General features: G+C 42.3%; 23 protein-coding genes, 1 rRNA gene, 1 pseudogene and 1 riboswitch. Of the genes and pseudogenes, 18 read left to right on the top strand and 7 right to left on the bottom strand.

Features of this window, described 5'->3' with window-relative positions:
* Positions 1–8: 8 nt before the first annotated feature.
* The gene (locus LQ216_RS19400) at positions 9–989 is read right to left on the bottom strand and encodes a metal-dependent hydrolase (RefSeq protein WP_230131241.1); all 981 of its coding nucleotides are present in this window, start codon (positions 987–989) and stop codon (positions 9–11) included.
* A 304-nt stretch (positions 990–1,293) separates the two neighbouring features.
* Here LQ216_RS19400 and mutY point away from each other — a divergent pair, with 304 nt between their 5' ends.
* Positions 1,294–2,409 carry an A/G-specific adenine glycosylase gene (gene mutY, locus LQ216_RS19395; RefSeq protein WP_230131239.1) on the top strand — a complete coding sequence of 372 codons (1,116 nt, stop codon included), beginning with the start codon at positions 1,294–1,296 and terminating at the stop codon, positions 2,407–2,409.
* A 228-nt stretch (positions 2,410–2,637) separates the two neighbouring features.
* On the opposite strand, the gene LQ216_RS19390 is transcribed toward mutY, so the two are convergent.
* Entirely contained in the window at positions 2,638–2,862 is a 225-nt protein-coding gene (locus LQ216_RS19390) for a hypothetical protein (protein WP_230131236.1), read from the bottom strand.
* A gap of 87 nt (positions 2,863–2,949) precedes the next feature.
* Here LQ216_RS19390 and fabL point away from each other — a divergent pair, with 87 nt between their 5' ends.
* From fabL to LQ216_RS19370, 4 genes are all read left to right on the top strand, one after another.
* On the top strand, positions 2,950–3,699 hold the full coding sequence (gene fabL, locus LQ216_RS19385) for an enoyl-[acyl-carrier-protein] reductase FabL (RefSeq protein ID WP_230131234.1): 750 nt from the start codon (positions 2,950–2,952) through the stop codon (positions 3,697–3,699).
* 254 nt (positions 3,700–3,953) lie between these two features.
* Positions 3,954–4,208: a YgaB family protein gene (locus LQ216_RS19380; protein WP_230131233.1), complete on the top strand. Its 255-nt coding sequence runs from the start codon at positions 3,954–3,956 to the stop codon at positions 4,206–4,208.
* A 448-nt stretch (positions 4,209–4,656) separates the two neighbouring features.
* Positions 4,657–5,184, top strand: coding sequence for a DUF402 domain-containing protein (locus tag LQ216_RS19375; RefSeq protein WP_117304717.1), 528 nt, complete (start codon positions 4,657–4,659; stop codon positions 5,182–5,184).
* A 93-nt stretch (positions 5,185–5,277) separates the two neighbouring features.
* Entirely contained in the window at positions 5,278–7,026 is a 1,749-nt protein-coding gene (locus tag LQ216_RS19370) for an ABC transporter ATP-binding protein (protein ID WP_290369294.1), read from the top strand.
* A 105-nt stretch (positions 7,027–7,131) separates the two neighbouring features.
* On the opposite strand, the gene LQ216_RS19365 is transcribed toward LQ216_RS19370, so the two are convergent.
* The 3 genes from LQ216_RS19365 to LQ216_RS19355 form a co-directional block, all read right to left on the bottom strand.
* Positions 7,132–8,232, bottom strand: a complete 1,101-nt coding sequence (locus tag LQ216_RS19365) for an aromatic acid exporter family protein (RefSeq protein WP_230131231.1) — start codon at positions 8,230–8,232, stop codon at positions 7,132–7,134.
* A 306-nt stretch (positions 8,233–8,538) separates the two neighbouring features.
* Entirely contained in the window at positions 8,539–13,011 is a 4,473-nt protein-coding gene (locus LQ216_RS19360) for a glutamate synthase-related protein (RefSeq protein WP_230131229.1), read from the bottom strand.
* A gap of 370 nt (positions 13,012–13,381) precedes the next feature.
* Positions 13,382–14,677, bottom strand: a complete 1,296-nt coding sequence (locus LQ216_RS19355; RefSeq protein WP_230131227.1) for a glutamate-1-semialdehyde 2,1-aminomutase — start codon at positions 14,675–14,677, stop codon at positions 13,382–13,384.
* A 192-nt stretch (positions 14,678–14,869) separates the two neighbouring features.
* On the opposite strand from LQ216_RS19355, the gene LQ216_RS19350 reads away from it, so the two are divergent.
* The 5 genes from LQ216_RS19350 to LQ216_RS19330 all read left to right on the top strand — a co-directional run bounded on the left by LQ216_RS19350 (position 14,870) and on the right by LQ216_RS19330 (position 18,421).
* Positions 14,870–15,889: an ATP-binding cassette domain-containing protein gene (locus tag LQ216_RS19350; RefSeq protein ID WP_230131226.1), complete on the top strand. Its 1,020-nt coding sequence runs from the start codon at positions 14,870–14,872 to the stop codon at positions 15,887–15,889.
* A 49-nt stretch (positions 15,890–15,938) separates the two neighbouring features.
* Entirely contained in the window at positions 15,939–16,730 is a 792-nt protein-coding gene (locus LQ216_RS19345; RefSeq protein WP_230131224.1) for an ABC-2 family transporter protein, read from the top strand.
* 4 nt (positions 16,731–16,734) lie between these two features.
* The gene (locus LQ216_RS19340) at positions 16,735–17,520 is read left to right on the top strand and encodes an ABC-2 family transporter protein (RefSeq protein ID WP_230131221.1); all 786 of its coding nucleotides are present in this window, start codon (positions 16,735–16,737) and stop codon (positions 17,518–17,520) included.
* Between the two features lie 71 nt (positions 17,521–17,591).
* Positions 17,592–17,689, top strand: a riboswitch (guanidine-I (ykkC/yxkD leader).
* A gap of 75 nt (positions 17,690–17,764) precedes the next feature.
* Positions 17,765–18,106 carry a multidrug efflux SMR transporter gene (locus LQ216_RS19335; protein WP_230131219.1) on the top strand — a complete coding sequence of 114 codons (342 nt, stop codon included), beginning with the start codon at positions 17,765–17,767 and terminating at the stop codon, positions 18,104–18,106.
* Complete coding sequence (locus LQ216_RS19330; protein ID WP_230131218.1) at positions 18,107–18,421, top strand: multidrug efflux SMR transporter; 315 nt, start codon at positions 18,107–18,109, stop codon at positions 18,419–18,421.
* 216 nt (positions 18,422–18,637) lie between these two features.
* Here the strand turns inward: LQ216_RS19330 and tatA are convergent, their stop codons facing one another.
* Positions 18,638–18,850: a twin-arginine translocase TatA/TatE family subunit gene (gene tatA, locus LQ216_RS19325; protein ID WP_230131216.1), complete on the bottom strand. Its 213-nt coding sequence runs from the start codon at positions 18,848–18,850 to the stop codon at positions 18,638–18,640.
* Between the two features lie 199 nt (positions 18,851–19,049).
* Here tatA and LQ216_RS19320 point away from each other — a divergent pair, with 199 nt between their 5' ends.
* From LQ216_RS19320 to perR, 6 genes and pseudogenes are all read left to right on the top strand, one after another.
* The gene (locus tag LQ216_RS19320) at positions 19,050–19,469 is read left to right on the top strand and encodes a potassium channel family protein (RefSeq protein WP_230131215.1); all 420 of its coding nucleotides are present in this window, start codon (positions 19,050–19,052) and stop codon (positions 19,467–19,469) included.
* A 65-nt stretch (positions 19,470–19,534) separates the two neighbouring features.
* Positions 19,535–20,002, top strand: coding sequence for a thioredoxin-dependent thiol peroxidase (gene bcp, locus LQ216_RS19315; protein ID WP_230131213.1), 468 nt, complete (start codon positions 19,535–19,537; stop codon positions 20,000–20,002).
* Positions 20,003–20,013: 11 nt separating this feature from the next.
* Positions 20,014–21,123 carry an aminopeptidase gene (locus LQ216_RS19310; protein WP_230131211.1) on the top strand — a complete coding sequence of 370 codons (1,110 nt, stop codon included), beginning with the start codon at positions 20,014–20,016 and terminating at the stop codon, positions 21,121–21,123.
* A gap of 545 nt (positions 21,124–21,668) precedes the next feature.
* Complete coding sequence (locus tag LQ216_RS19305) at positions 21,669–22,622, top strand: D-2-hydroxyacid dehydrogenase (RefSeq protein ID WP_230131208.1); 954 nt, start codon at positions 21,669–21,671, stop codon at positions 22,620–22,622.
* A 3-nt stretch (positions 22,623–22,625) separates the two neighbouring features.
* Positions 22,626–23,178, top strand: a pseudogene (locus tag LQ216_RS19300) (cob(I)yrinic acid a,c-diamide adenosyltransferase).
* Between the two features lie 132 nt (positions 23,179–23,310).
* Positions 23,311–23,748 (top strand): peroxide-responsive transcriptional repressor PerR, encoded by a 438-nt coding sequence (gene perR, locus LQ216_RS19295; protein ID WP_230131206.1) that lies wholly within the window; start codon positions 23,311–23,313, stop codon positions 23,746–23,748.
* A gap of 67 nt (positions 23,749–23,815) precedes the next feature.
* Here the strand turns inward: perR and LQ216_RS19290 are convergent, their stop codons facing one another.
* Entirely contained in the window at positions 23,816–24,163 is a 348-nt protein-coding gene (locus LQ216_RS19290; RefSeq protein WP_230131204.1) for a YgzB family protein, read from the bottom strand.
* Positions 24,164–24,316: 153 nt separating this feature from the next.
* Between LQ216_RS19290 and LQ216_RS19285 the strand changes: the two genes are divergently transcribed.
* Both LQ216_RS19285 and LQ216_RS19280 read left to right on the top strand, forming a co-directional pair.
* Positions 24,317–25,192, top strand: a complete 876-nt coding sequence (locus LQ216_RS19285) for a nucleotidyltransferase-like protein (protein ID WP_230131202.1) — start codon at positions 24,317–24,319, stop codon at positions 25,190–25,192.
* A 261-nt stretch (positions 25,193–25,453) separates the two neighbouring features.
* Positions 25,454–25,673, top strand: a 16S ribosomal RNA gene (locus tag LQ216_RS19280); the annotation flags it as partial.

The raw sequence follows: 25,673 nt of genomic DNA, 5'->3' as shown, positions 1-25,673 counted from the left end.
TTCAGAAATTATCCCGGTAATATATCTAACTTTTTACGAAGTTTTGCTTCACTGAAAATCCAGCCGGTATAGGAATTTGTGATTTTTAAGTCACGATCGAGCTGCACGACAGCGACAAATGGATAGTAACCATTGCTTCTGTACCTCAGGTCTATAAAGCGAACCTCGTAAGAGTCGTCTGACATGTCGATTTCCCAGCGATAAACCGGGGAAAAAGAAAGGAAAGCGGCCAGATTTTTGTCATGCTTTGCGGCGTCAAGAACAGGGCTTACCGGCAGTGGTACGCGTTCAAATTTATCAAGGATGGTCACATATCCATTACTGGCTCTAGCGACGTAAAAGTGTTTTTCTGTAATGACGGCAACCTTCCAGTTATGGTACTTCATCGTAGGTGACATGATAATTTTTCTAGCCTCGGGTATTTGCACCTTAACAGACTCCTTGATAATGTTCTGCTCTCTGAAACGGGCAATGTAGTAAATAAGCAAAATGCCATACATGGATAAAAATGTATACCCTGGCGGAAAACCGAAGCCCCATAAAAGCAATCCTGCAACATGGATACCGAAAATAAACGGATCAAAGGTATTAATGACTCCTAATGCTACCCATCTGGACGAAATCGGACGAATGGCCTGAGTTCCATACGCATTAAATATGTCCACGAAAACATGCAAAAATACAGCAAGAAACGTCCAAATCCAAAGGTGGAATAAATCGGAAGCCGGAAACAACACGTAGATCGTACCGGTAATTAAAAGCGGCCATAAAAGAATTGCCGGCAATGAATGTGTTAGTCCCCGATGATTCCTTATATAAACTGCGTTATTTCTTAATTTTAAAACCGTATCTATGTCGGGAGCCTGGGAACCAATAATCGTACCCGCCATAACTGCTGTTGCGGTAACAGTACTGTCTGCTACAACGGGATCTAAAGTTGCGAGTCCTCCAAGTGCTATTCCCATGACAAGGTGAGTACCAGTATCCAAAAAGCTTAAACCTCCTTTGGAATCTCCTTCTCAGTTGTGTAAGTCAATATAAAAGAGACATATGACTTAATCATAAACCAAGGTTGTGGATCGACCAAAAATAAATTACTTTACTTATATTGTCACGTATTACAATATTGATGATGGAATAGATCATTTACTTTATGATTCTCGACAAAGGTGGTATAGATATTTTTCCTAAAAAGATTGGATTTCAACCATTGTCCCATTAGTTTATCGAGAATTTGTACTTATAATCCTATTCCCTTCTTTGATACGATTTTAACATCCGGAGGAACAAAACGTGAAAAAATATGAAATTCAAAATTTGCCTAAACTTCATATAAAAAATTTCCGGAACGATTTAATTTCCTGGTTTGAAAAGGAACAAAGAGACCTTCCGTGGCGAAAAGACCAGGACCCTTATAAGGTGTGGGTCTCTGAAATTATGCTGCAGCAAACAAGGGTGGATACGGTCATCCCATATTTCAACAGGTTCATTGACTGGTTCCCAACCCTTGATGAATTCGCGGAAGCCGATGAAGAGAGAGTTCTTAAAGCTTGGGAAGGATTAGGATATTACTCAAGAGTGCGAAACCTCCACAGCGCCGTAAAAGAAGTCCGCGAAAAATATAATGGAATTGTACCAAATTCGCCAGTTGAAATCTCAAGCTTAAAGGGTGTCGGTCCATATACGGCTGGTGCAATTTTAAGCATTGCTTACGGAAAACCGGAGCCAGCCGTAGATGGAAACGTCATGCGGGTATTATCAAGGATTCTTTTAATCGAAGAGGATATCGCGAAGCCGAAAACCCGAAAAATCTTTGAAGATGCGGTAAGAGAACTGATCGACCACGATAATCCATCGTTTTTCAACCAGGCTCTCATGGAGCTTGGGGCATTAATCTGCACTCCGGGCGTGCCCTCTTGTTTATTATGTCCTGTTCGTGAGCATTGTGTTGCTTTTCAGGAAGGCATGCAAGCGAAGTTACCGGTTAAAAACCAAACGAAAAAAAGCAGGAATGTTCAGCTTGTAGCGGCCATCCTTACAAATGAAAAGGGAGAGTTCTTAATTCATAAACGTCCGGCTACGGGACTTCTTGCTAATCTATGGGAATTTCCCAACTTTGAAATTCATAATCAGCTTTTGACAAAGCGTGAATTTTTTCAAGAACAATTTGAAGGGGAATTTGGAGTGAAACCTGATATAGACGAATTTATCGTTAAGATTGATCATGTTTTTTCTCATCTGGTCTGGGATGTCGATACATTTTCGGGGAAGCTGGAAGCGGTAATCTCGGAAGATGTGATGTCCAGCAACAAATTAAAATGGGTTGGCATGAAAGAAATGGAGGCCTATGCATTTCCTGTATCGCATCAGAAAATGTTTGCGGCATATAAATCCATGAAGGAAATATAAACAGTCAATTTTCGTATCTGCCGCAGGATAAAAACTGCGGCCCGATGAAATGGATCAGAATTTATGGCAAATACAGAGGTTTATGGTGGTTATTGAAGTTTACGAGCGATTACAGAAAATTACGAGCGATTTTTGAAATTTGCGGGCGATTATCGAAAATTACGAGCGATAACTGAAATATACGGGCCACTATCAAAATTCATTAGCACGATGCTATAACGAACAGAATCAGTCGTAGCTTACTTCACTTCCATGTGTATAATCCGCTTCATGCCGGTTCAGTCCGCCGCGGTTTTCAATTTCTTTAACAATTTCGCGATGGATGGTCTGTCCTTCTTGGTTCAAATAAGGTACCATTTGTTGCAGGGAGTGATGGAAATAGGCAAGTTCGCTTTCTTCCCATTCAGATCTAGCAACCATTGAAAGTTCCGTCATATCACGGCCTACATACATAAATAAACACTCCTTTTCTTTTCGCTTTATTTTTCATTAGAAGAACGTACTTTATTCATGTATTTCAAATGAAAGGATGACTGACACATGTCACAGAAAGTAGCTTTAGTTACCGGCTCAAGCCGTGGAATTGGTCGACAGACGGCTTTGCGCCTTGCAAAAGAGGGATTTGACCTCGTGATTAATTATGCCCGCAGTAAATCAAAAGCTCTCGAAGTTGCTGAAGAGATCGAGGCTCTCGGCAGAAAGGTGCTTATTGTAAAAGCCAATGTCGGGGATGTTTCCAAAATAAAAGCGATGTTTGAACAAATCGAAGAATTTTATGGAAGATTGGACGTCTTTGTTAATAATGCGGCATCAGGTGTTCTGCGCCCTGCCATGGAATTGCAGGAAACACATTGGAATTGGACAATGGATATCAACAGTAAAGCCTTTTTGTTCTGTGCTCAGGAAGCAGCCAAACTAATGGAAAAGAATGGCGGAGGGAAGATGGTGAGCATCAGCTCATTGGGCTCAATCCGCGTCCTGGAAAATTATACGGCTGTCGGAGTATCGAAAGCGGCATTAGAAGCACTGACAAGATATCTGGCCGTTGAGTTAGCATCGAAGAATATTTGCGTGAATGCCGTTTCGGGAGGGGCCATTGATACAGAAGCATTAACCCATTTTCCAAACCGCGAGGAGCTATTGGCTGATGCTGCGCAAGCCACACCGGCAGGCAGAATTGTTGAAATGGAAGATATGGTGAATACGATTATGTTTTTGATCTCGGAACAATCAAGTATGATCCGAGGCCAGACCATCATCGTTGATGGCGGACGTTCCTTGCTTGTATAAAGGCCAATTCGACTGAGTTCAACAAGTAAGACAATAAAACCGAGACAAGCTGAGCAAAACAAAAATGTACCACATATACCACGAAAAGCACCCTACAAGGGGTGTTTTTTTTGTTTCTTGGAGTCATTGATTTCCTCAAGCAACTCATTCGACAAAACTTCTTCCTGCTCAACAATATAAGTCAAAGGATTAATCCTGTTTAACAAGAATACATAGACCAAGAGGGAAAATACCAATTGGCGAGGTGCGAATAGATGGAGGAGTTTGATCGGCTCATAAGTGAACAGTTGAAAACAATGGAAAAGCTTTTGTTCTTGCAGTCAGAAATTGAAAGATGCCAAGAGATTGAACAACAGCTGCGGACCTTACAGGAACAGACGGAGTTAGAGTCGATCAACGAAGAAATCGTTAGAATGAAAAAAGAGTTGTCCATGATTCAAGATACGTTTGAACAGCAAACCGATGAAGTAATCCGGTATTACCAAGAAGGTCAAGCAGCGTTTCTGTAACCGGGAGGCTATGTTATATATCTCTCGGCACATGTTCCTACGAGACCAGAGAGAAAGTACGTTTTCTCATAGTCTCATAGGAACCTGAGCTACCTTGCAGCTTCACTAAAAAAGCGTTTGAACCATAGTTTCAAACGAATGAGCCAAAAGTTGCTTTTTCAACAAGAGAGTTTAACATAGTCAATTCAAATGAGAATGATTCAACGATCAGGGTTAATCTGGTCAGTGATACTCGAGAAGTCTGAACGTATGCATCCTTATCCTTCCAGGATAGGGATCATACAAGTACAGGCTTTTTGGTGATTTTCACTGTCAGGTTGACCCTTTTGTTTTAAATTTAGGGATAGGCTATAATAAAGAAATAAGAAAAAGGCGAGCTTTATTCATTTGACACGTATTGGAAATTGATTTTTTTATAGCCGTCGTACAGAGAAAGTAGGGAGAAAATATGGGGATTCCCACTGAAGGAGGAAAAATCCAAATTCACAGCTATAAACACAACGGGCATATCCACCGAGTCTGGGAAGAAACCACCGTTTTAAAAGGGACACAGAATCTTGTCATCGCGGCAAATGATCGGACCATGGTAACCGAATCGGATGGGAGGACTTGGATAACCAGGGAACCGGCGATCTGTTATTTTCATTCAAAATATTGGTTCAATGTAATCGGAATGTTGCGGGAAGACGGAGTTTACTATTATTGCAATATTAGCTCTCCGTTTATCTGTGATAATAATGCACTGAAATATATTGATTATGACCTGGATATTAAGGTGTTTCCCGATATGACTTTTAATTTATTGGATGAGGATGAATATGAACGGCATCGGAGAGAAATGAATTACCCCGAAGTCATTGATAAAATTCTATACCGGAATGTCGATTATTTAATTTATATGATCCGCCAGCGGAAAGGGCCTTTTTCCGCGGAATTTATCGACTCGTGGTACGAACGCTATTTAACCTATCGTTAATAGTTGAGAAGAGAGGCCTGTTGTCACACCAACAGGTTTTTATTCTGCTTTTAAATCTTTTAAAATAATCCATTAAAAAAACGGGGGATTTATGTGGACAGCGTAAGAAGATATATGCAGTTTGTCAAACCGTATAAATGGCAAATCATCGGGACGATCTGTATCGGCTTGCTTAAATTTACCATTCCACTGTTAATTCCAATCTTAATTAAATATGTACTGGACGATATTGTGAATAACGAGACTATTTCAAAGGCAGTGAAAACGGAGAATCTTTTTTGGGTAATGGGTATTATGCTCATCATATTTGCCGTGCTAAGACCGCCCATTGAATATTACCGCCAGTATTTTGCGCAATGGACTGGAACAAAAATCATCTATGACATTCGTAATCAGCTTTTTACACATATCCAAAAGCTCAGCTTTAAGTACTATTCCAACACCAGAGTCGGCGAAGTCATCTCAAGGGTCATTAACGATGTTGAGCAAACGAAGAATTTTGTAATTACAGGATTGATGAACCTTTGGCTCGATATCGCGACGATTATTATTGCGATCGTGATTATGCTTACGATGGATGTTACTTTAACAATTGTTTCGTTAGTCTTGCTGCCATTTTATGCGTTTTCGATAAAACATTTCTTCGGTAAATTACGGTCGATCACGAGGGTTCGTTCCCAGGCGCTTGCGGATGTTCAGAGTCATCTTCATGAACGAGTGCAAGGGATGCCTGTCATTAAAAGCTTTGCGATTGAGGATTATGAGCAGGAGCGGTTTGATAAACAAAATAAAAATTTTCTTAATAAGGCACTAGAGCATACGAGCTGGAACGCGAAATCTTTTGCCGTTGTGAATACAATTACGGACATCGCCCCATTACTTGTCATCGGATATGCCGGTTATCTGGCCATTCACACCGATCTTTCTGTCGGAACGATGGTCGCCTTCATCGGCTATATAGATCGGCTATATAATCCATTACGAAGGCTGGTGAACTCATCGACGACGATGACCCAGACGATTGCCTCGATGGACAGGGTATTCGAATTCATTGATGAAAAATACGATATCGACGATAAACCGAATGCGAAGGAACTTACACATGTTGACGGAAACGTCCGCTTTGAGAATGTGACGTTTGCTTACGATGAGAAAGAAAATGCTGTTTTGAAAAATGTCAACTTGGATATTGAACAAGGCGAAACGATTGCGCTTGTCGGCATGAGCGGCGGCGGCAAATCCTCTCTTGTCAGCTTGCTTCCCCGTTTCTATGATGTAAATGAGGGGCGAATTTTACTAGATGGCACAGATATCCGGGAATTTAAGGTGCGCAGCTTGCGTGATAAAATCGGAATGGTGCTCCAGGACAATATTTTATTCAGTGAATCAGTCATTGCGAATATTTTAATGGGAAATCCAGAGGCTTCGAAGGAAGAAGTAATCGAAGCTGCTAAGGCAGCCAATGCCCATGAGTTCATTATGAATCTCCCGGAAGGCTACGAGACAAAAGTAGGAGAGCGGGGCGTCAAGCTTTCTGGAGGCCAAAAACAGCGTGTGGCGATAGCACGAGTGTTTTTAAAAAACCCGCCAATCCTTGTAATGGATGAGGCCACCTCTGCCCTTGACCTCGAGAGTGAGCATCTTATCCAGGAAGCCCTTGAAAAACTGGCCAGAGACAGAACGACCTTCATTGTAGCCCACCGTCTGTCAACGATCACCCATGCTGACAGGATCGTTCTGATCGAGCATGGAGAGATCGCTGAAATGGGGACGCATGAACAACTGATGCAAGAACAGGGGCATTATTATAAGCTATTCCAGGTTCAGCAGCTTGATTCATGATTGTTAACATAATAGATTATAATCTTTAAAGAAAACTAAAACTCGCCGATTGGCGAAGATTAGGCGAAGATATTTAAAAGGCAGTCCCAAATTCGGGACTGCCTTTTAAATATCTTCAATATTATCTTTGACCGACACTTCATTTTCATCTTTATGGAAGGATTGAAAGCTATTAATCAGCTTTTCAAGATGCTCTAATTGTTCATCATACTCGATGATTGCTGAGATTAACGGGAGCAGGCGTGTTGGCACATTTTCCTCGTCTTCATCATTGGTATGTTCCATTTTTTTGAGTTGTGTGAAGAAAAAGGACAGGAACTCCTTGCGGCTCAAAGATTGACCATTGTATTCATCTATGCAGCTGACGATTTTGATTTTCCCGATATACTTTAACAATATCTGTTCATGCTGGTGGATTAAAGAATCGAGTTGCAGCTGAATTTGTATTTGGAAGTCTTCAGGCATTAAATTGATCTCATTTTCAAATTTATGAATCCGATTTAATGTTTCATAGGCTTTTTTAGTTGTTGTGATCATTTGCCTGTAAACGACCAGTTTTCGTGATTTAGAAAGACTTTCTTTCTTAAAATAATCACGTTCTTCCTTATACATGGAATACGTCTGTTCGAGCTTTAAAAGGGTATCCTTGATCCGGCTGATATCCTTTTTCAGCAAGGTATGCTCTGAAGCATGCCTTGTACTTATACGGATCCATTTGAAAATATCTTCAGTTATGTTGTTAATTCGATTATATAGCTTGGTTTCATATTTTGGCGGAATAAAAACAAGATTCACGATAAACGATGAGAGAATCCCAAGCAAAATAGTAGAAAAGCGGATCATCGAGAACTGCAGGAAATCTCCTTGCTGGCTTTCCATGATGGCGATAACCGTCACAATGGAAAGTATGAGACTTTTTTCCGTTTTTAGCTTCAAGTTAATTGTAATGACAATGACCACAGCCAAACCGATAATAAAAATATGATTGCCAAACAACAGGACGAACACAACAGCTATAATCGCTCCAACCAGATTGCCTTGTATTTGTTCCATGACTGATAGATAGGAGCGGTAAATGGTCGGCTGAATGGCAAATATCGCGGCAATTCCGGCAAATACCGGAGCGGGCAGCTCTAGAAGTTGTGCCAAATAAAGAGCAAGAACAATCGCGATTCCCGTTTTGATTATGCGGGCACCAAGCTTCATAAGTAGAACTCTTCCTTTCTTTGACAGATAGGAGGTATTCAACGTTCCTATCTGCATAAGCAACTAGGCCATCGCAGCCTTAGGCCAGAGAACCCGACGAGTTGCTGACTTTTATATGCTTACAATATGCCATATACAAATGAATGTATATCTTAATTTACACTAATAGAAACAAAAGTAAATAATTATGAAATATACAGGGTTTAGAGGAAAGTTACAAGGGGTAAATGAAAAGATTCAAGAAATTGTAAAAAAAAAGCTGGCACTCTATGTGAGAGTGCCAGTTTTTTTCGGATTAAACAAATATCATTCTGTTGATACAGATGGATCAGCTTGCTCTTTAACAGGAACGACCTGTACAAAGTGCTGTTCAGGGTTTGCAAGCAGTTTTTCTAATGCAACAGCTTCGTCATTTTGGCCCTGTTCCTTCAGCAAGGATACATATGTGCCCAGAAGGTCTGTAATGTCTTGTAATCCGGATGCGGAAAGCTTATCAATGGAAACCTTGGCTCCCTTTGCAATCCGTCTTTGGATGGCGTCTTTCGTTAAACCGGCTTCAGGATGATGGCGTAAATAGACTACTCCGCCTGTCATCCCTGCACAAATCCATGGTCCTGGATCTCCTAGAACCAATCCTCGTCCGTTTGTCATATACTCAAAGGCAAACCCTTTAATGTTTGAATGAACCGCAAGATTTCCAGATTCTTTTTCAGAGATTGGCTGTTTTAACTGGCCGCCGATAATCATATCCGCACCGGAAAGTCTGATTCCGGCACGTGCGTCAGCATCTCCCTGCGCGACAAGCAAGCCGTGCTGTGCGCCGTAACCGAATCCTTTACCAACTGAACCATTATAGAACTTTCCATCCTTGCCCGGCGATTTAAAGATTAAAAGATTGCCGCCGATGGATGTTTTACCAGCTCCATCTTGGGCGCCGCCATTTACACTGATTTGAATGCCTTCACTGTTATACGCGCCAAGGCCGTTACCTGGAATGGATCCGTCCTTGTATGTCAGCAAAACTTGCGGAAGGGCTTTATAGGAACCGTCCAATCTTCCGCGAACACGGTGGCATGATACCCGGCTTCCCAGTACACGCTGTTCGGAAGTGACGGCGCTATATGCCCGTGATTCATGGAGTTCATCAACCCGTGAATCTAAATATTCAGCTCCGACAGCAACCTGCATCGCGCCTTCCTTGACGGAAGCAGCCGCTTCTTTATGGGGGAATTGGCTAATTTCAAGTGTTTTTAATAGGTAAGTCAGGTCGAGCAATTCTTTACCTTTTGCTTGGACGAGTAAATCTGAACGTCCAACAATTTCCTGAAGGTTCTTGACGCCAAGAGAGGCAGTCAGAGCTTTAAGTTCGCTTCCAAACGCTGTGAACATATTCATTAATCCTTGTACAGACGGATTAAACTGGCGCGGAACGAAACGGCGCAACCCATGTTCTTTTGCCTGGGCTTCTGATTCGATCTGGGTAGCGATACCAACATGGCATGTATCCAGGTGGCAGCCGCGGCAGGCTGTACAACCTACAGCAATCATAGAAAGGGTACCGAAACCGACCCGGTTGGCCCCAAGAAGCATTACTTTCAGTACGTCCATGGAGCTTTTTAGGCCGCCGTCTGCCCAGATTTCCACGTTATGGCGGATGCCTGCTTCAAGCAGGGCATTATGGGCTGCTTTAACTCCTATTTCCACAGGAAGCCCCACGTGCTGAAGAGCATGGATACGTGCAGCACCTGTACCGCCGTCAAACCCTGACAAGGTGATAATGTCGGCACCTGCTTTGGCAATACCAACCGCAATCGTTCCGATGTTGGGAACAACCGGGACTTTTACAGCGACTCTTGCTTTATCGTTTGCCGTTTTCAGTTCATGAATCATTTGCGCCAGATCTTCAATGGAGTAAATATCATGGTTGTTCGATGGCGAGATTAAATCCGATCCGATTGTAGCATTACGAGCTTCTGCAATCTTCGCCGTTACCTTGGATCCTGGAAGGTGGCCACCTTCTCCGGGTTTTGCTCCCTGGCCGATTTTGATTTCCAACAGGTTAGAAGAGTTGAGCAACTCTGCATTTACACCAAATCGTCCTGATGCAATCTGCTGACCACGGGAGTTCGGATACTTGCCAAGCATATCCTTAATTTCTCCGCCTTCTCCGTTCATACTGATCATATTCAGCTGATCAGCTGCTTCAGCATAAGCGCGGAACGCCGTTTCATTTTGCGATCCAAACGACATGGAGGCAATGACAAATGGCAGGCTATGGTCGCCAATGGAAATATCAACATCCTGTGTTGGCAGAGGCGTTTCTGCTGTTTTCAGGCTTGTTAAATGCCTGATCGTCGTTGGATTCGCTTCTTCCTGTTCCGAAATCTTTTCACCGTAGGCCGTATAGTCACCGGTTGCGGCTACTTCCCCAATCGCTTTCCAAATCCTTGGGAACAGATGGAATGTCTTTCCGATTCTTTCGGCTTCGTTGTTATAATCCAAGACACGTTGTTTAGCATCTTCTTTCAATACTTCGAAGTTCTGGGCAAGCTCATTAGACCCGAAGAAGTTCACGACATTTAGATATTTTCCAACTTCCTCATGAAGGCCAATGCTTGAGAATAGGCGGCCATAGCCTCTAAGCTCATGGATGCCGATTGTGGAGATAACTTTCTCAAGGCCCTTCGTTAATGCACTATATAAATTGACTGTTGGACCATTTGTATCGGTCGATAATGACAAGAACATATAATATGGGCTGATAAGATTCGCCCCAAGACCGTACGCGACGATGATATCATGCAAAGAGCGAATCGCAGCTGATCTTAAGAGCAGGGAACAATCGCGTCTTTTTCCTGTAGTGACAAGTGCCTGATCAACAGCTGAAACAACTAAATGTGGATCCAGCCAAAGATTGCCGTTTTGGTGAGCTGTGGCATCGTCTAGGACAATCAGCGTTTTACCATTATCCACGGCTGAAACAGCTTCAGCGGCAAGTCTGTCTAAGGCTTCCTGCACGCCTTCTTCTTCGGTAAAGGTCGTTGAAATGAAATGAGCAAGTTGAATATCCTGGAAATGCTTAATGAACTGGTCGTAGCTTGGCTGTAATACAGTGCTCGCACATTCATAGCCTATTTTGCCTTCAATCAAAAGCGGGGTCAAAAGTTCAACAACTTTGCCTGCCTTTTCCCGATCGAATAGTGAAGGACGCTTACCGATAATCGTCCGCGTAGAGAAATGTTCTGCTTCCCGGTCGCGGTCAATTGCCGGGTTGGTTACGACTGCAACGCTTTCCTTAATATAGTCAGCGAGATTTTTTCTTTCCGGGTTTAAGGCTGCCAAAGGTGCGTCATGGCCCAATGAACGGATAGGCTCCGCGCCTTTTTCAGCCATTTGTTCTACAAGCTGAACGTGATCACGCTCCCAGCCGAATGCTTTATATTGTCCGTTGTGAATTCCTGAAGGCTGGGTGTTAGAGACCACCTTTTCGAATACAGGAGGATTCAGGCGCACATGGTCATTAGAAAGGATAAAGCGCTGATTGTATCTTTCATAGACTTCTTCCTGATAGTCTTTGTAATTATATAGTTTGATAGAATCTCCATCCCATTTCAAGCCGACTTTTTCCCCTGGTCCAAGCGGCTTCGGGTCTCCGGTAAATTCAGAGGAAGGAATAATCCCGGGCTCTGAAGAGAATAAATAGGAAGTTTCTGTTTCAATATTCCAAAGAGGGCGCAAGCCTAATGCGTCTACCGAAAAGACAGCTTCATCCCCAAAACGAGAAATGATCCCGGCCGGACCTTGTGCGAAATGTCCCCATGCTTCCCGTAAATACGTGTATAAGTTTTGCAGATGCTCCGGGTACACTTTCATTTCATTGACGATTGGCGGGAATAATAGATCGATAGCTTCAAATAAAGAGTAACCGTGCCTGGCGATAAACGTTTCAATCGTTCGGCTTAAATCCTGTGAGTCACTGCCATCCTTTACAAGCGGGACACCTACCATTTTAGCTTCATCACGGAGCTTGCTGATCGTGTTGATTTCCCCGTTATGCCCTAATACACTGAAAGGCTGTACACGGAAAAAGCTAGACAAGGTGTTGGTTGAATAACGGTTATGCCCGAGTGTCATTGTGGATGCAACGAGCGGATCAGCCAGATCAGGGTAGTAATGCGGAAGAATGTCTCCGGCACCCATTACTTTATAAACAGCATGATACTGGCTAAGAGAAGCTACGTGAATATGATCGTTTTCTTCAATTTCATGTGTCAATTCAAAAAGTGCTTTTGACAATGCTTGTTGGTCAGCGAAATCAGAGGTGCAGGCAAATTGCCAAAAAACAGGATTTTCCTGAATGGCGATAGGGCCGAGTGCAGCGGAATTGTAGGCTTTGTCCGTTTCGAAAAGCAGGGAAAGGCCGTGCTTTTGCAATTTCGCTTTTATCTCTTTCTTAAGCGTTTCCGTTTCAGCTTTTCTGCTCAAGAAAAGATGGCCTACGATAAAGGAATCCTTATCAACCTCGGATGCATCAACGCCCTCAGCTGTAAGCTTTTGCTTCCAAAGTGCTCTGGGAATGTCGATATGGATGCCAACGCCATCGCCTTCTCCATTAATAAAACCAGCGCGGTGATTCATTTTTACAAGCGCATCAATAACGGCGAAGATATTTTCTCTCGTTGGGACTTTCTTCTTTTCGATGCTGGATACAATCCCACATGCGTCATGCTCCTGTTTATAAAATTCCTTAAATAAACTCGGGGTCCATTGTTGTGTCATTTTTTTCGGCGCAAAATAAGGGTAGACCTTATTGGCTGCCTTCACCTCCTATATGATTTTTCGTTTTTTTGAAACGTTGCGACGAGGGAAAAAACGTAATAACAGTACACTCAGAGGTTCAACCTTCTGATATTGTGAGAAAAAAGAGAAGAATAGACGGTATCTAAAATTTAGAATAGTAACACAATATTATCATTTAAATATTCAGAAATCAATTATTTATACAGTAAGATGGATGGAAATATAGATGAAGTGAAATAAATGAACACGTATAAATCTAGTTGGAAACGCTTTCAAATAAGGACTATAAAAATATCTGAGACGGTTGGATGTCTCAGATATGAATATTATTTGTATACTTATACGGTTATTAATTGATTTTCATTGATTTGAATGCATGTTCAATCGCTTTTAAAGTATGAAAAATATCTTCTTCCGTATGCGCAATCGTCAAGAACCAGGCTTCATATTTGGACGGAGCGAGATTAATGCCCTGATGAAGCATTAGCTTGAAAAATTGAGCAAACATGTCACCATCTGTATTTTCTGCCTGCTCATAGTTTTCCACTTTTTCCGTTGTGAAGTAAATCGTCAAAGCGCCTTTCAACCGGTTGATTGTAATTGGGATGTGGTTTTGTTTCGCGGCTTTTGTAATTCCTTCTTCAAGGATAGCGCCTAGCCTATCCATTTCTTCATAGATACCTTCTTGTTTCAGGACCTCTAAACAAGCTATCCCCGACAAAATGGATGCCGGGTTACCGGCCATTGTACCAGCCTGGTAAGCAGGGCCAAGCGGAGCAACTGTTTCCATGATTTCTTTTTTACCGCCATAGGCACCAATTGGCAGACCGCCGCCAATGATTTTTCCAAGAGCTGTTAAGTCAGGCTGAATGCCAAGCAAGTCCTGAGCCCCGCCATACATAAAACGGAAAGCGGTAATGACCTCGTCGAAAATAACAAGAGCTCCTGCTTTGTGCGTCAGGTCTAGTACGGATTCCAAAAATCCGGGGTTAGGCTCCACGATACCGAAGTTACCTACAATTGGTTCGACAAGAACGGCAGCAATTTGATCTCCCCACTTATCCAGAGCCTCTTTAAAAGGCTCGATGTCATTGAAAGGAACGGTAATGACTTCCTGGGCAATGCTCTTAGGTACTCCTGCGGAATCAGGCGTGCCTAAAGTGGCAGGTCCCGACCCTGCCGCGACAAGAACCAAGTCGGAGTGTCCGTGGTAGCAGCCGGCAAACTTGATGACTTTATCCCTTCCCGTATACGCGCGGGCTACCCGGATGGTTGTCATCACGGCTTCGGTACCGGAGTTCACAAAGCGAACCTTTTCCATAAAGGGCATCGCTTCCTTTAGCATTTTTGCAAAATTCACTTCATGTGCTGTAGGTGTGCCATAAAGAACCCCGGTTTCCGCAGCTTGCTTGATTGCTTCCGTTATATGGGGGTGGGCATGACCAGTGATGATTGGTCCGTAAGCTGCTAAATAATCAATATATTTATTTCCGTCAACATCCCAGAAATAAGCTCCATTCGCGCGCTCCATCACCACGGGCGAACCACCGCCGACGGCTTTGTAGGAACGGGAAGGGGAATTGACACCCCCGACAATATGCTTCTCCGCTTCCTTATGTAAATTCTCTGAATTGGTAAATTTCATTTTGCATGGCCTCCTAATTTACTGCAAAGTTACCATCCATTATTCTAGCACTTTTCATCTGAAAAAGCTGAGCGCGGGCATCTGGGATTTCTATTAAAAGGGGAACGTGCTCTAGACGTATTAATTGTTTTAATAAGCGCAATTGGATAAAATAATTCTTTAGGGCAAGCAGAAATTTGGAGGAGTATAGCGATGAGCAATGCAATCGAAGTTAAACAGCTACGCAAAGAATTTAAGATGTTTTCCAGCCGCTCCGGATTAAAAGGAGCTTTTCGCGATTTGCTGACAAGAAACTATAAAGTGATTCCTGCTGTCAATGACATAAATTTCACAGTAAAGCAAGGAGAAATGGTTGCCTATATCGGTGAGAATGGAGCCGGTAAGTCGACGACCATCAAAATGCTGACAGGCATCCTGACGCCGACATCAGGCGAGGTGCGTGTTAATGGAATGGACCCTCACCGGGAACGGGAGAAATTCACGAGAACAATCGGTGTGGTCTTCGGGCAGCGCTCACAGCTTTGGTGGGATATCGCCGTCCAGGAATCATTCCGGCTGCTGAAGAAGGTTTACAAAGTCCCCGATGCACAATATGAGGAGCACATGAAACTTATCATTGAAACGCTTGATATTGGACCGTTGCTAGATAAACCGGTCCGTAAGCTTTCTCTTGGACAGCGGATGAGATGTGAGCTTGCCGCGGCATTGATCCATAATCCGCCACTGCTTTTTTTAGACGAGCCGACAATTGGTCTTGATGTCCTGGTGAAAATGAAAATCCGTAAGTTCCTTAAGGAAATTAATGAAAAATACAATACAACGATTCTGCTTACAACACATGATTTAGCTGACATTGAAGCAGTTTGTGAAAGGGTCGTCATGCTTGATGAAGGAAAGATCATTTATGACGGCGGACTGCTGGACCTGAAAAATAACTGGGCGGAAGAAAAAGAGATTCATTTTCAATTCTTAGAAGAAGTTTCAATGGCTGAACTGGAATCGTTGCCGCTTTTATTTGAAACAAGCTGGGAATATGAGGAGAAGAGTCAGACCTATATCGCATTTATTAAGGAAGAAAAAGATAATATTTCTCAGCTGATTTCCTCTGTTGTTTCTCATTTCAAAATTAAAGATGTCAAAATTCATGAGACGTCTATAGAGGAAATCGTCCGGAATATTTATGAAGAGGGTATGGTTTCCACAGGACGCTGACAATCTTTATAAGAATGCCTATTTAGATTGGAAGTAAGGAGAGAGAGCCTTGGATAAATATTTTGAGATGATCCGTATCCGATTTCTAATGATGCTCGCTTACCGGACGGATTATTACACAGGAATCATCATTTACAGCATAAATATCGGGGCCTATTATTTTCTATGGAATGCGATTTACGGGGATAAAGGTTCCATTGAAGGGTTAACAAGCATGCAGATGACTACATATGTAGCGATAGCTTGGATGGCCCGCGCGTTTTATTTTAATAATATCGACCGTGAAATCGCAGCTGAGATTAAAGAAGGCAAGGTCGCGATTGAATTGATCAGGCCTTATAATTACCTGGGCATGAAAACGATGCAAGGGCTAGGCGAAGGTATTTTCCGTTTCTTTTTCTTTTCGATCCCGGGCATGGTGATCGTTTCCTTTATGTTCCCTTTGGAACTTCCGCATGATCCTGCCCTGTGGGGTTATTTTGGGATATCTTTGCTGTTTAGCTTCATCATCAATACCCAGATCAACCTTCTAACGGGCATTACGGCATTTTTCTTCTATAACAATACAGGGTTGATCAGAGCGAAACGGGTTGTGATCGACCTGTTTTCGGGATTGCTGTTGCCAATCAGTTTTTATCCATTCTGGGCGCAGGAGATCATGAAATATCTTCCGTTTCAGGGGATCAGCTATATCCCGAGCATGATTTTCACGAATGGGTTCAGGCACGGAGAGATTCTTCAGGCTTTGCTGCAGCAATCACTCTGGGTACTGATATTAATGGTACCCATCCAAGTTCTTTGGATAGTGGCTAAAAAACAGCTGATTATTCAGGGAGGTTGAGGCTGTGTTTTATGTTTCGATGTTTTTTCAATACGTAAGCCAGTATATGAAAACCAGGCTGCAATACCGTGCTGATCTGGTCGTTGAAATTTTGTCCGATCTTCTGAATCAGGCTGTCAATTTAATTTTTATCCTGGTGGTTTTCGGACATACGCAATTGTTGAGCGGCTGGAGCAGGGACGAAATCATTTTTATTTATGGCTTTTTCTTAGTGCCTTACGCGATATTTTCTGCTTTTTTTAACATATGGGATTTCAATGACCGCTATATCGTCAAAGGAGAAATGGATCGAATTCTAACACGACCGATCCACAGCTTGTATCAAATCATTATTGAGCGAATTGAACTGGAATCATTATTTGGTGTGATTACGGGTCTGGTGGTTATTTTCTATGCAGGTACTTCACTCGGTTTAGAGATTGCCTGGTACGATCCGATTTTATTCATCCTATTTGCGATTGGCGGGGCGCTTGCTTATGCGGCGGTTTTCATCGCCATCGCAAGCATCGGTTTTTGGTCGGATGCGAAAAACTCGATCATGCCGATGATGTACAATATCGGAAACTATGGACGTTATCCGGTTGATATTTATAATAAGGTCATTCGATTTGTGCTCACATGGGTTCTACCATTTGCGTTCGTCGGCGTCTATCCGGCAGCGTATTTCCTAGGAAAGAAAGAATGGTACACCTTTTCCTTTGCCACACCTGTTATCGGATTAGTGTTCTTCAGTATTTCGGTACTGATTTGGAACCAGGGCGTGAAACGGTATAGAGGGGCAGGCAATTAATACAGATGAGCACTCTTGCCAATATTTCATGATGTTGTATAATGGGCATGGAAAATAAGTGAATAATTATATCTAAAGTTTTCTAGGGTTCCGCGGCAATAAGCCGGCCTGGTCCGAGAGAAAACGGCAGCTATTTGCTGTTACACGGAGGGATAAAAGCCTGGGAGAAATACTGATTCATAGTATTCTCCCAGGCTGTTTTCATGTTTACCCTCTTAGGAGATGGATGAAGGAGTGAAGCACCATGAATAGGGATTGGATAAAAGTTGTGATAGCAGCTTTCTTTGAAGTGCTTTGGGTGATTGGGCTTAAGCACGCTGATGGTTTTTGGTCTTGGACGGGAACGGTCATTTCAATCATCATTAGTTTTTATGTGATGATTATGGCTGGCAGAAGACTGCCTGTTGGGACGGTGTATGCTGTTTTTGTCGGTTTGGGGACCGCTGGAACGGCCCTTTCTGAAATCCTAATCTTTGGCGAACCATTTAAGCTTTCGAAGATATTGTTAACACTGCTGCTTTTGGCGGGAGTAATCGGATTGAAGACGGTCACGAAAGATAACAACGCGCTAGGAGTTGGGTCTTAGGTGGCATGGGTAGCATTAGTTCTTGCGGGTGTTTGTGAAATGTTTGGTGTCGCTATGATCAATAAATTGCATAAAGATAAAAGCTGGCAATCGCTCGTCCTTTTGGTCACTGGATTCGGCTCGAGTTTCATCTTTCTCTCCATGGCCATGAAAACTCTGCCGATGGGTACTGCATATGCGGTATGGACGGGAATTGGGGCTTCTGGCGGAGCCATTTTAGGGATGGTTCTTTATGGAGAGTCAAAGGATTGGAAGAGGATTCTCTTCATTGTGATGATCCTATCGGCTGCAATTGGGTTGAAGCTTGTGGGGTAGCGGTTGAAGAGCTTTCTTTTCTGCTGATATGGGTTTCGTTCGAGCGGATATTATCGAGTTTTTGGATTTATCATCAACTTTGGACAATTTATTATCGAGTTTTCGGTTATATTATCAACTTATCTCATATATCGATTTTTCAACAATATTCGACACGAATTATTGCCACAGATAAAAAGCAGCGGCCGACCTAAAGTTGGGTCAGCCGCTGCTTTTTCACATCTTTTCTTCACTATCTCTTTTCGCTTGGTCTATATCCTTTTTTACATCACCGGCCACATCGTTCGTTACATTGGAAGCTGCCTTTTTGAACTCGCGAAGGGAACTTCCTACAGCGCGTCCAATTTCCGGCAGTTTGTTCGGGCCAAATACGATAAGGGCTACAATGAGTATTAAGATTAAACCAGGGACACCGATATTTGAAAGCACGGTCTCATCTCCTATTTAGTTCAAAAGTTATATTTTCATTATAGTCTTATTTCCTTTTAAAATAAATGATATTATCCACCTTACATAACCTGTAACTTAAAATCTCTACATAAAACTGCAAATATAAATTTTTCACATATAACGTAACGGACAGGAGTAAAAATAGAAGTATACAAGCCTCTGGGAAAGAAGGGGAAGCATGACGTTTTATCTTCTGATGACATTGATTGTATTTTGCATGGTCATGAGCATTCGGGCTATTTTTATAGAAGAAAAAAGCGATAAGAAACTTTCCATGGAGAATCTGATATGGATTGCCAATATATACGCAACGATCCTGATCGGTTTCGCTATGATTTATTTATTATTCGAGTTAAATCATTATGCGGTAATCCTTGATGATGGGCTGCGCGTGACAGAAGATTTCTTTCAGCAGCTGGAGACATCCTTCTACTTTAGTGCAATGACGATGTTTTCGGTTGGCTATGGCGATGTAAGTCCGGTCGGGATAGGCAGGATTATCGCGGCTATCGAGGCATTTATCGGATACAGTCTGCCGGCAGCCTTCTTAATCAGGGCTGTGATCGACTTTGAACCGTATGACCGCAAGGATGTATGATAGTTGTGTTTGTCCAGATTATTGGGTACGCTTACCATAAGAAATTGTTATGGAGGTGGGCATAAATGACCACGGTAATCGGAAAAAAAGCGCCCGAATTTACATTGCCCGCAAGCAATGGCGAAAAGGTCTCGCTTGCGGATCTTACAGAAAAACATGTAGTTCTTTATTTTTATCCAAAGGATATGACGCCAGGCTGTACAACCGAAGCGTGTGATTTCAGAGATCAACACGAAAAGTTTGCAGAGCTTGATGCTGTGATTATCGGGATCAGCCCGGACCCGGCCGAAAGCCATGCCAAATTCATTGATAAGCACGGTTTGCCGTTTTTGCTTTTAGCTGATGAGAAACATGAAGTCGCCGAGCTTTATGATGTTTGGAAGCTGAAGAAAAATTTCGGCAAGGAATACATGGGCATCGAGCGGTCTACTTTTTTGATCAATAAAGAAGGCGTGCTTGTCAAAGAGTGGCGCAAGGTAAAGGTAAAAGGCCATGTCGAGGAGGCACTGCAGTTTCTTAAAGAACAACGATAATGGGGGACAAGATGAAGGACGCGAGATTGAAAAAGTTAGCAAACCTGTTGGTCAACCATTCGGTGAAGCTGCAGGCGAAAGAGAGAGTTCTAATCCGTGGGCATGTTAACGCAAAGCCGCTGCTAAAAGAGCTGGTGGATGAGGTCTATCAACTGGGTGCCTACCCATACATCGAATTAATCGATGACGAAATCAACCGTCATTTGTTAATGGGCTATGAAAAGGAACAGCTTCAAACCTATGCGGATTGGATGATGAAGGAATATAAAGATGTGGATGCCGTTATTTATGTTACCGGAGAGGAAAATGATGCCGAGTTTGCAGAAGTACCTTCTGAAAAACATCGCATTTGGGGAGAAGTCATGAATCCGTCCACATTTTTCTACGTCAACAATCGTCGTTGGGTACTGCTGAATTATCCAACAAAAGGATTGGCTCAAAAGGCAGGCATGAGTTTAAGCCGTTTTGAGGATTTTTTATTGGACGTCTGTACTGTTGATTACGAGAAGATGGGCAAAGCGATGCAGCCGCTGAAGGAATTAATGGAGCGGAGTGATAAGGTTCGGCTTGTTTCTCCCGGAACGGATTTAACATTTTCGATTAAAGGCATTCCAGCTGTCGTTTGTGCAGGTGAAAACAATATCCCGGACGGCGAGGTTTTTACGGCACCGGTAAAAGACAGTGTTAACGGAACGATTTCCTTTAACACCCCTTGTTCATATCAGGGAACAACCTTTCGTGATGTTTCATTAACCTTCAAGGATGGTAAGCTGGTGGATGCAAAAGCGGATCAAACGGAGAAAATCAATCAAATTTTCTCGTCTGACGAAGGTGCCCGCTATATCGGCGAATTTGCCATTGGTGTCAATCCGATGATTAAAGAACCGATGGGCGATATTTTATTTGATGAAAAAATCTGCGGAAGCCTTCATTTTACACCGGGCGAGGCCTACGAGGAAGCAGATAACGGAAACCGCTCTGCGATCCATTGGGATATGGTGCTGATCCAACGCCCGGAATATGGCGGTGGAGAGATTTATTTTGATGGTGTATTAATCAGGAAAGACGGCCTTTTCATCCTGTCTGAATTAAGAGGGCTGAACCCTGACGCATTAAAATAGGTATCAGTGGATTTTCATGAGAGAAGGCTATTGTCCAACGCAATCGGGATATATCCGAATATACTCTAAGTAAGGGAATACCTCCTCAATGTTATTCTTTCGCGGGCCTAGTGCCCGTGTTTTTTTTTGCCGGAAAGAAGACAAAAACACACCAATCCTCGGTTTTATTGCAACTGCGATTAAGTCCTCAATTATAAAGGCGGCCAATTGGTAAAATTTCATTAATAAACCTGCAAAGTTCTTTAAAAATGTGGTGAAACATCTGGATTACATTTGAATTTTAAAATTGAAGTGTTATATATTCGGGGGATTCCCAGACTAAATAATTTCTGCTCGATTATTCAGATTTGTGCTCGATAATCGGAGTTTGTGCTCGATTCTCTGGATTTGTGCTCGATAAACAGAATTTGTGCTCGTTCATCACAAATTTCTGCTCGTTAAGCGGATTGAGGGATGCTAAAAAAGGTGCAGCATCTTCAATAAAATGATTCAAACCCCCAAAGCTGGTAAAATGAATATTAAGATAAAATTTCGGAGGGCATAAGATGCAAATACTTTCGACACTGATTCCACCAGAGTATCTTCAAACTGACATGAATAAAAAATTTCCCTCACATGAGTTCCATTATCAAAAAGGAATTGCAACAGAGGAGGATCATAAACTGAAAGAAGCCGAAATCATCATTACGTATGGCGAAGATCTGACGGATGAGCATATCAAGAAGGCCGAAAACCTGAAATGGATTATGGTCATGTCCGCAGGTCTCGAGAAAATGCCGTTTGAGGCAATCGACGAGAAAAACATACTGGTCACGAATGCGCGGGGAATTCATAAAATCCCCATGGCAGAATACACAATCGGCATGCTTCTGCAATATGAAAAACAATTGAAGCTGCTTCTGGAAAATGAATCGCAGGAAAAATGGGATCGAAGGATAAAGGTGGGGGAGTTAAACAGCAAGACGATCCTTATTATCGGCACCGGGGCGATTGGAACTGAGGTGGCCCGTCTTGCGAAGGCATTTCAGATGAAAACGCTTGGGGTAAACAGAAGCGGTAAAAGCGTCGAATATATCGATTCCATCCATAGTCTGAACGAGCTGCCAGAAGTGCTGCCGCAAGCCGACTATATTGTGTCTGTCCTACCGAGCACGGAGGAAACACAGAACCTGCTTAAGAAGGAACACTTTAAGGCAATGAAGGACAGCGCTGTATTCATGAATATCGGACGCGGTGACCTTTATAATGAGGAAATATTGCAAGAAGCACTTACCAACCATAAGATCAAACATGCTGTGTTGGACGTTTTCGGGCAAGAGCCTCTTCCTGAAGGACATCCATTTTGGGGTCTTGACAACGTCACGGTAACACCGCATATCTCGAGCATAACAAAGAACTATCTTCCGAGATCTTTTGAGATTTTTGAGCACAATTTTGAGGAATATCTAAAGGGTGGGAACGAGTATATTAATGTAATCGATCCGAAAAGGGGATATTAGTAAATGAAAATTTATACAAAAACGGGTGATAAGGGGACAACCTCATAGTATACGGACAGCGCGTTTCGAAGACAGACAAGCGGGTGAGGCATATGGAACATGTGATGAAGCCAATTCAATGATCGGCCTGGCCTTAAGCCATCTAAATAACGAAAGCTTTTCCGGTAAAGAGAGTATCCTGGAAGTGTTCCATAAGGTCCAGACGGCATTATTCCATGTTGGTGCCGAACTGGCAACTCCGGGTGGCAAGGAAGTTAAGTGGAAACTGGAGAAGAGGGATGTCGCCTTCATGGAGGCGACATTGATGCATGGGTACCCTGCCTCACTACCGCCATTGACCAACTTTGTCCTTCCGGGAGGACATCCGGCAGGAGCCGCTTTTCATGCTGCAAGGACAATTGTCCGCAGAGCTGAAAGATGCGCCCTTACCCTTGAAGAAAGTACGGAACCTCTAGTGTTGGCTTATTTGAATCGTTTATCGGACCTGTTATTCGTAACGGCCAGGCTTGTAAATCATCAATTAGGCAGGCAAGAACCGACACTTCATCAGGAATAGGATTAAGTTTCCAGTGAGTTTATTCTATTAAGATAGTAGAATTATTGACAAAGTATATTAATGGAAGGTACACTATTTATAAATATTCTAATGTAAGAATATATTTATTCTAAGGAAAAGAGGTGCATGACGGTGTCTCAACTACAGCTTAAAGAAGCGTTGGATTCATTAAAGGATACCGGAGTCAGAATTACTCCCCAACGTCATGCTATACTTGAATACTTAATAAACTCAATGACCCACCCAACTGCCGACGATATTTACAAGGCATTGGAAGGGAAATTTCCAAACATGAGTGTGGCAACCGTTTATAATAATCTGAGAGTATTCCGTGAGGTTGGCTTAGTCAAAGAACTCACATACGGAGATTCTTCAAGCAGATTTGATTTCGTTACGACCAATCATTATCACGTGATTTGCGAGAACTGCGGAAAGATTGTTGATTTTCATTATCCAGGATTGGATGAGGTAGAACATCTAGCCTCGCATGTTACTGGCTTTACAGTCAGTCACCATCGTATGGAGATTTACGGCAATTGTCCGGACTGCTCAGCTAAAGAAGCGCATTAAAAAAAGTTCCGCCGCTAATGGTTGGAACTTTTTTTCTTTTTATATTCACTTCCGCAATGAATTTGAATTAAATTCCTCTACGGTTATACTTTTCGTCAAATTCCTTGCCTTCAAGATTCTTATCAAGTGTTAATGGTTCGTTGCAATGCATACATATATCGACACGTCCCAAAATTTTAGTGGCTTTGCCGCAGTTCGGGCATTTCACTTGAACGGTCTTCGTAGAAAGCATGCCAATCCAAAAATAGATGACTGTGCTTGCCACGATGCATAAAAGCCCTAAGATCATGAAGATTGTCATAATGATTGGGGAGTTTCTGAAAAATATCCCTCCATACATGACAATGAACCCGATGAAAATCAGACTTAAAGCAAATGTGCGTATCTTATTTATTTTGCTAGAATATTTCGCCATAGTTGTCCCTCCCGAGATTTAACTATATCATACCATATTGGTGAAGATGAATATTTAAAAACATAACATAATAGATCAACTAACCGTTAAAAGCAGGGACATTCATAACGATTGTCGAAGTACATAAATATTAAGGTTTTGGAGGAGTTTATAATGGAAGATATCCTTCGTCCGATCTATCAAGAACGGGCCAGCATGCAATCAACACTTGGGATTTTATCATTTGAAAAAAGAATAAACGCAAGTTCGATTACAGATACGTTTGATTACGTTCTGTTTGTCATTGTCAATAAAGCAGAAGAATCCGTTTTTGTGAAACATTATACATATAACGGCCAAAAGGCTGCTCTGCATATCGTAGAGGAAGATCAATTAAAGGACTGGCTTTTGTTGGGAACCAATCGAAAGGTCGTAGAGTGGATTCAAAATGGGAAAATTTTATTTGATAAGAATGAATATGTCTCCAATTTAAAAAAGGAGTTAAGGGAGTTTCCGTTTTACGGACGTAAGGTCAAAATGGGGATTGAATTTGCAAAGTTAATCAGAAGGTATATGGATGGGAAAGCTTTTTTTGAGAATGGACATTTTCTTGATGCATACAACAATATCGTTCACTCCTTGCATCATCTGGCACGGCTAGAAATTATCGATCAAGGGTTTTATCCAGAAGTAACGCTCTGGAACCAGGTGAGACATATGGAACCGGAAATCTTTAAGCTATATGAGGAACTGGTAAGCAGTGAAGAACCATTGGAAAAACGGCTCGAGCTTCTATTCTTGGCCAGTGAATTTCTGATTTATTCGAGAACCAACCTGGGATCTCAACATTTGCTGGAGATTATGAAAACGAATGAAGGTTCATGGAGGATAGCGGAGTTGATGGAGCATCCAGAGCTTACTCACTATTCCGTCGATCTGAGTGTCTTATTAGAATATCTTATAGATAAGAATGTTATTGAAGAGATTAAAGTAGAAACTAAGGGCCATGAGGTTTATCATCGATATTATCGTGCGGTAAAATTATTTTAAAAAAGTTATTGACCTATTGCTCGGTTAGGTGTTATATTAATAAACGTCGCTGCGGGACGAGAGTTATCGTAGCTTCGAAATAACTTAAAAAATTATCTCAAACAAGTTATTGACATAGCAAGCTAGAAATGCTATGATATTAAAGTCGCTTCCGAGAGAAACGACAACGAAATTGCTCTTTGAAAACTGAACAAAACAAAGCGCCAACGTTAATTTTAATAGTGAGCACACACTATAAAAGCAAATGAGCTTTTCAAACATTCTTCGGAGAGTTTGATCCTGGCTCAGGACGAACGCTGGCGGCGTGCCTAATACATGCAAGTCGAGCGAATTTCAGGGAGCTTGCTCTCTGAAGTTAGCGGCGGACGGGTGAGTAACACGTGGGCAACCTGCCTGTAAGACTGGGATAACTTCGGGAAACCGGAGCTAATACCGGATAGATTCTTTCTTCACATGAAGAGAGAAGGAAAGACGGTTTACG

The sequence above is a fragment of the Bacillus sp. CECT 9360 genome, from assembly GCF_918741275.1.
Lineage (GTDB): Bacteria > Bacillota > Bacilli > Bacillales > DSM-1321 > Peribacillus.
The sequence above is the reverse complement of the archived record's forward strand: the minus strand, read 5'-3'. Positions and strand labels throughout refer to the sequence as shown.

Coding starts and splice junctions, on each gene's coding strand:
- LQ216_RS19390 (WP_230131236.1), bottom strand. CDS start 2,862: ATGTATGTAGGCCGTGATATGACGGAACTTTCAATGGTTGCTAGATCT.
- fabL (WP_230131234.1), top strand. CDS start 2,950: ATGTCACAGAAAGTAGCTTTAGTTACCGGCTCAAGCCGTGGAATTGGT.
- LQ216_RS19380 (WP_230131233.1), top strand. CDS start 3,954: ATGGAGGAGTTTGATCGGCTCATAAGTGAACAGTTGAAAACAATGGAA.
- LQ216_RS19375 (WP_117304717.1), top strand. CDS start 4,657: ATGGGGATTCCCACTGAAGGAGGAAAAATCCAAATTCACAGCTATAAA.
- LQ216_RS19365 (WP_230131231.1), bottom strand. CDS start 8,232: ATGAAGCTTGGTGCCCGCATAATCAAAACGGGAATCGCGATTGTTCTT.
- LQ216_RS19360 (WP_230131229.1), bottom strand. CDS start 13,011: ATGACACAACAATGGACCCCGAGTTTATTTAAGGAATTTTATAAACAG.
- LQ216_RS19355 (WP_230131227.1), bottom strand. CDS start 14,677: ATGAAATTTACCAATTCAGAGAATTTACATAAGGAAGCGGAGAAGCAT.
- LQ216_RS19350 (WP_230131226.1), top strand. CDS start 14,870: ATGAGCAATGCAATCGAAGTTAAACAGCTACGCAAAGAATTTAAGATG.
- LQ216_RS19335 (WP_230131219.1), top strand. CDS start 17,765: ATGAATAGGGATTGGATAAAAGTTGTGATAGCAGCTTTCTTTGAAGTG.
- LQ216_RS19320 (WP_230131215.1), top strand. CDS start 19,050: ATGACGTTTTATCTTCTGATGACATTGATTGTATTTTGCATGGTCATG.
- bcp (WP_230131213.1), top strand. CDS start 19,535: ATGACCACGGTAATCGGAAAAAAAGCGCCCGAATTTACATTGCCCGCA.
- LQ216_RS19310 (WP_230131211.1), top strand. CDS start 20,014: ATGAAGGACGCGAGATTGAAAAAGTTAGCAAACCTGTTGGTCAACCAT.
- LQ216_RS19305 (WP_230131208.1), top strand. CDS start 21,669: ATGCAAATACTTTCGACACTGATTCCACCAGAGTATCTTCAAACTGAC.
- LQ216_RS19290 (WP_230131204.1), bottom strand. CDS start 24,163: ATGGCGAAATATTCTAGCAAAATAAATAAGATACGCACATTTGCTTTA.
- LQ216_RS19285 (WP_230131202.1), top strand. CDS start 24,317: ATGGAAGATATCCTTCGTCCGATCTATCAAGAACGGGCCAGCATGCAA.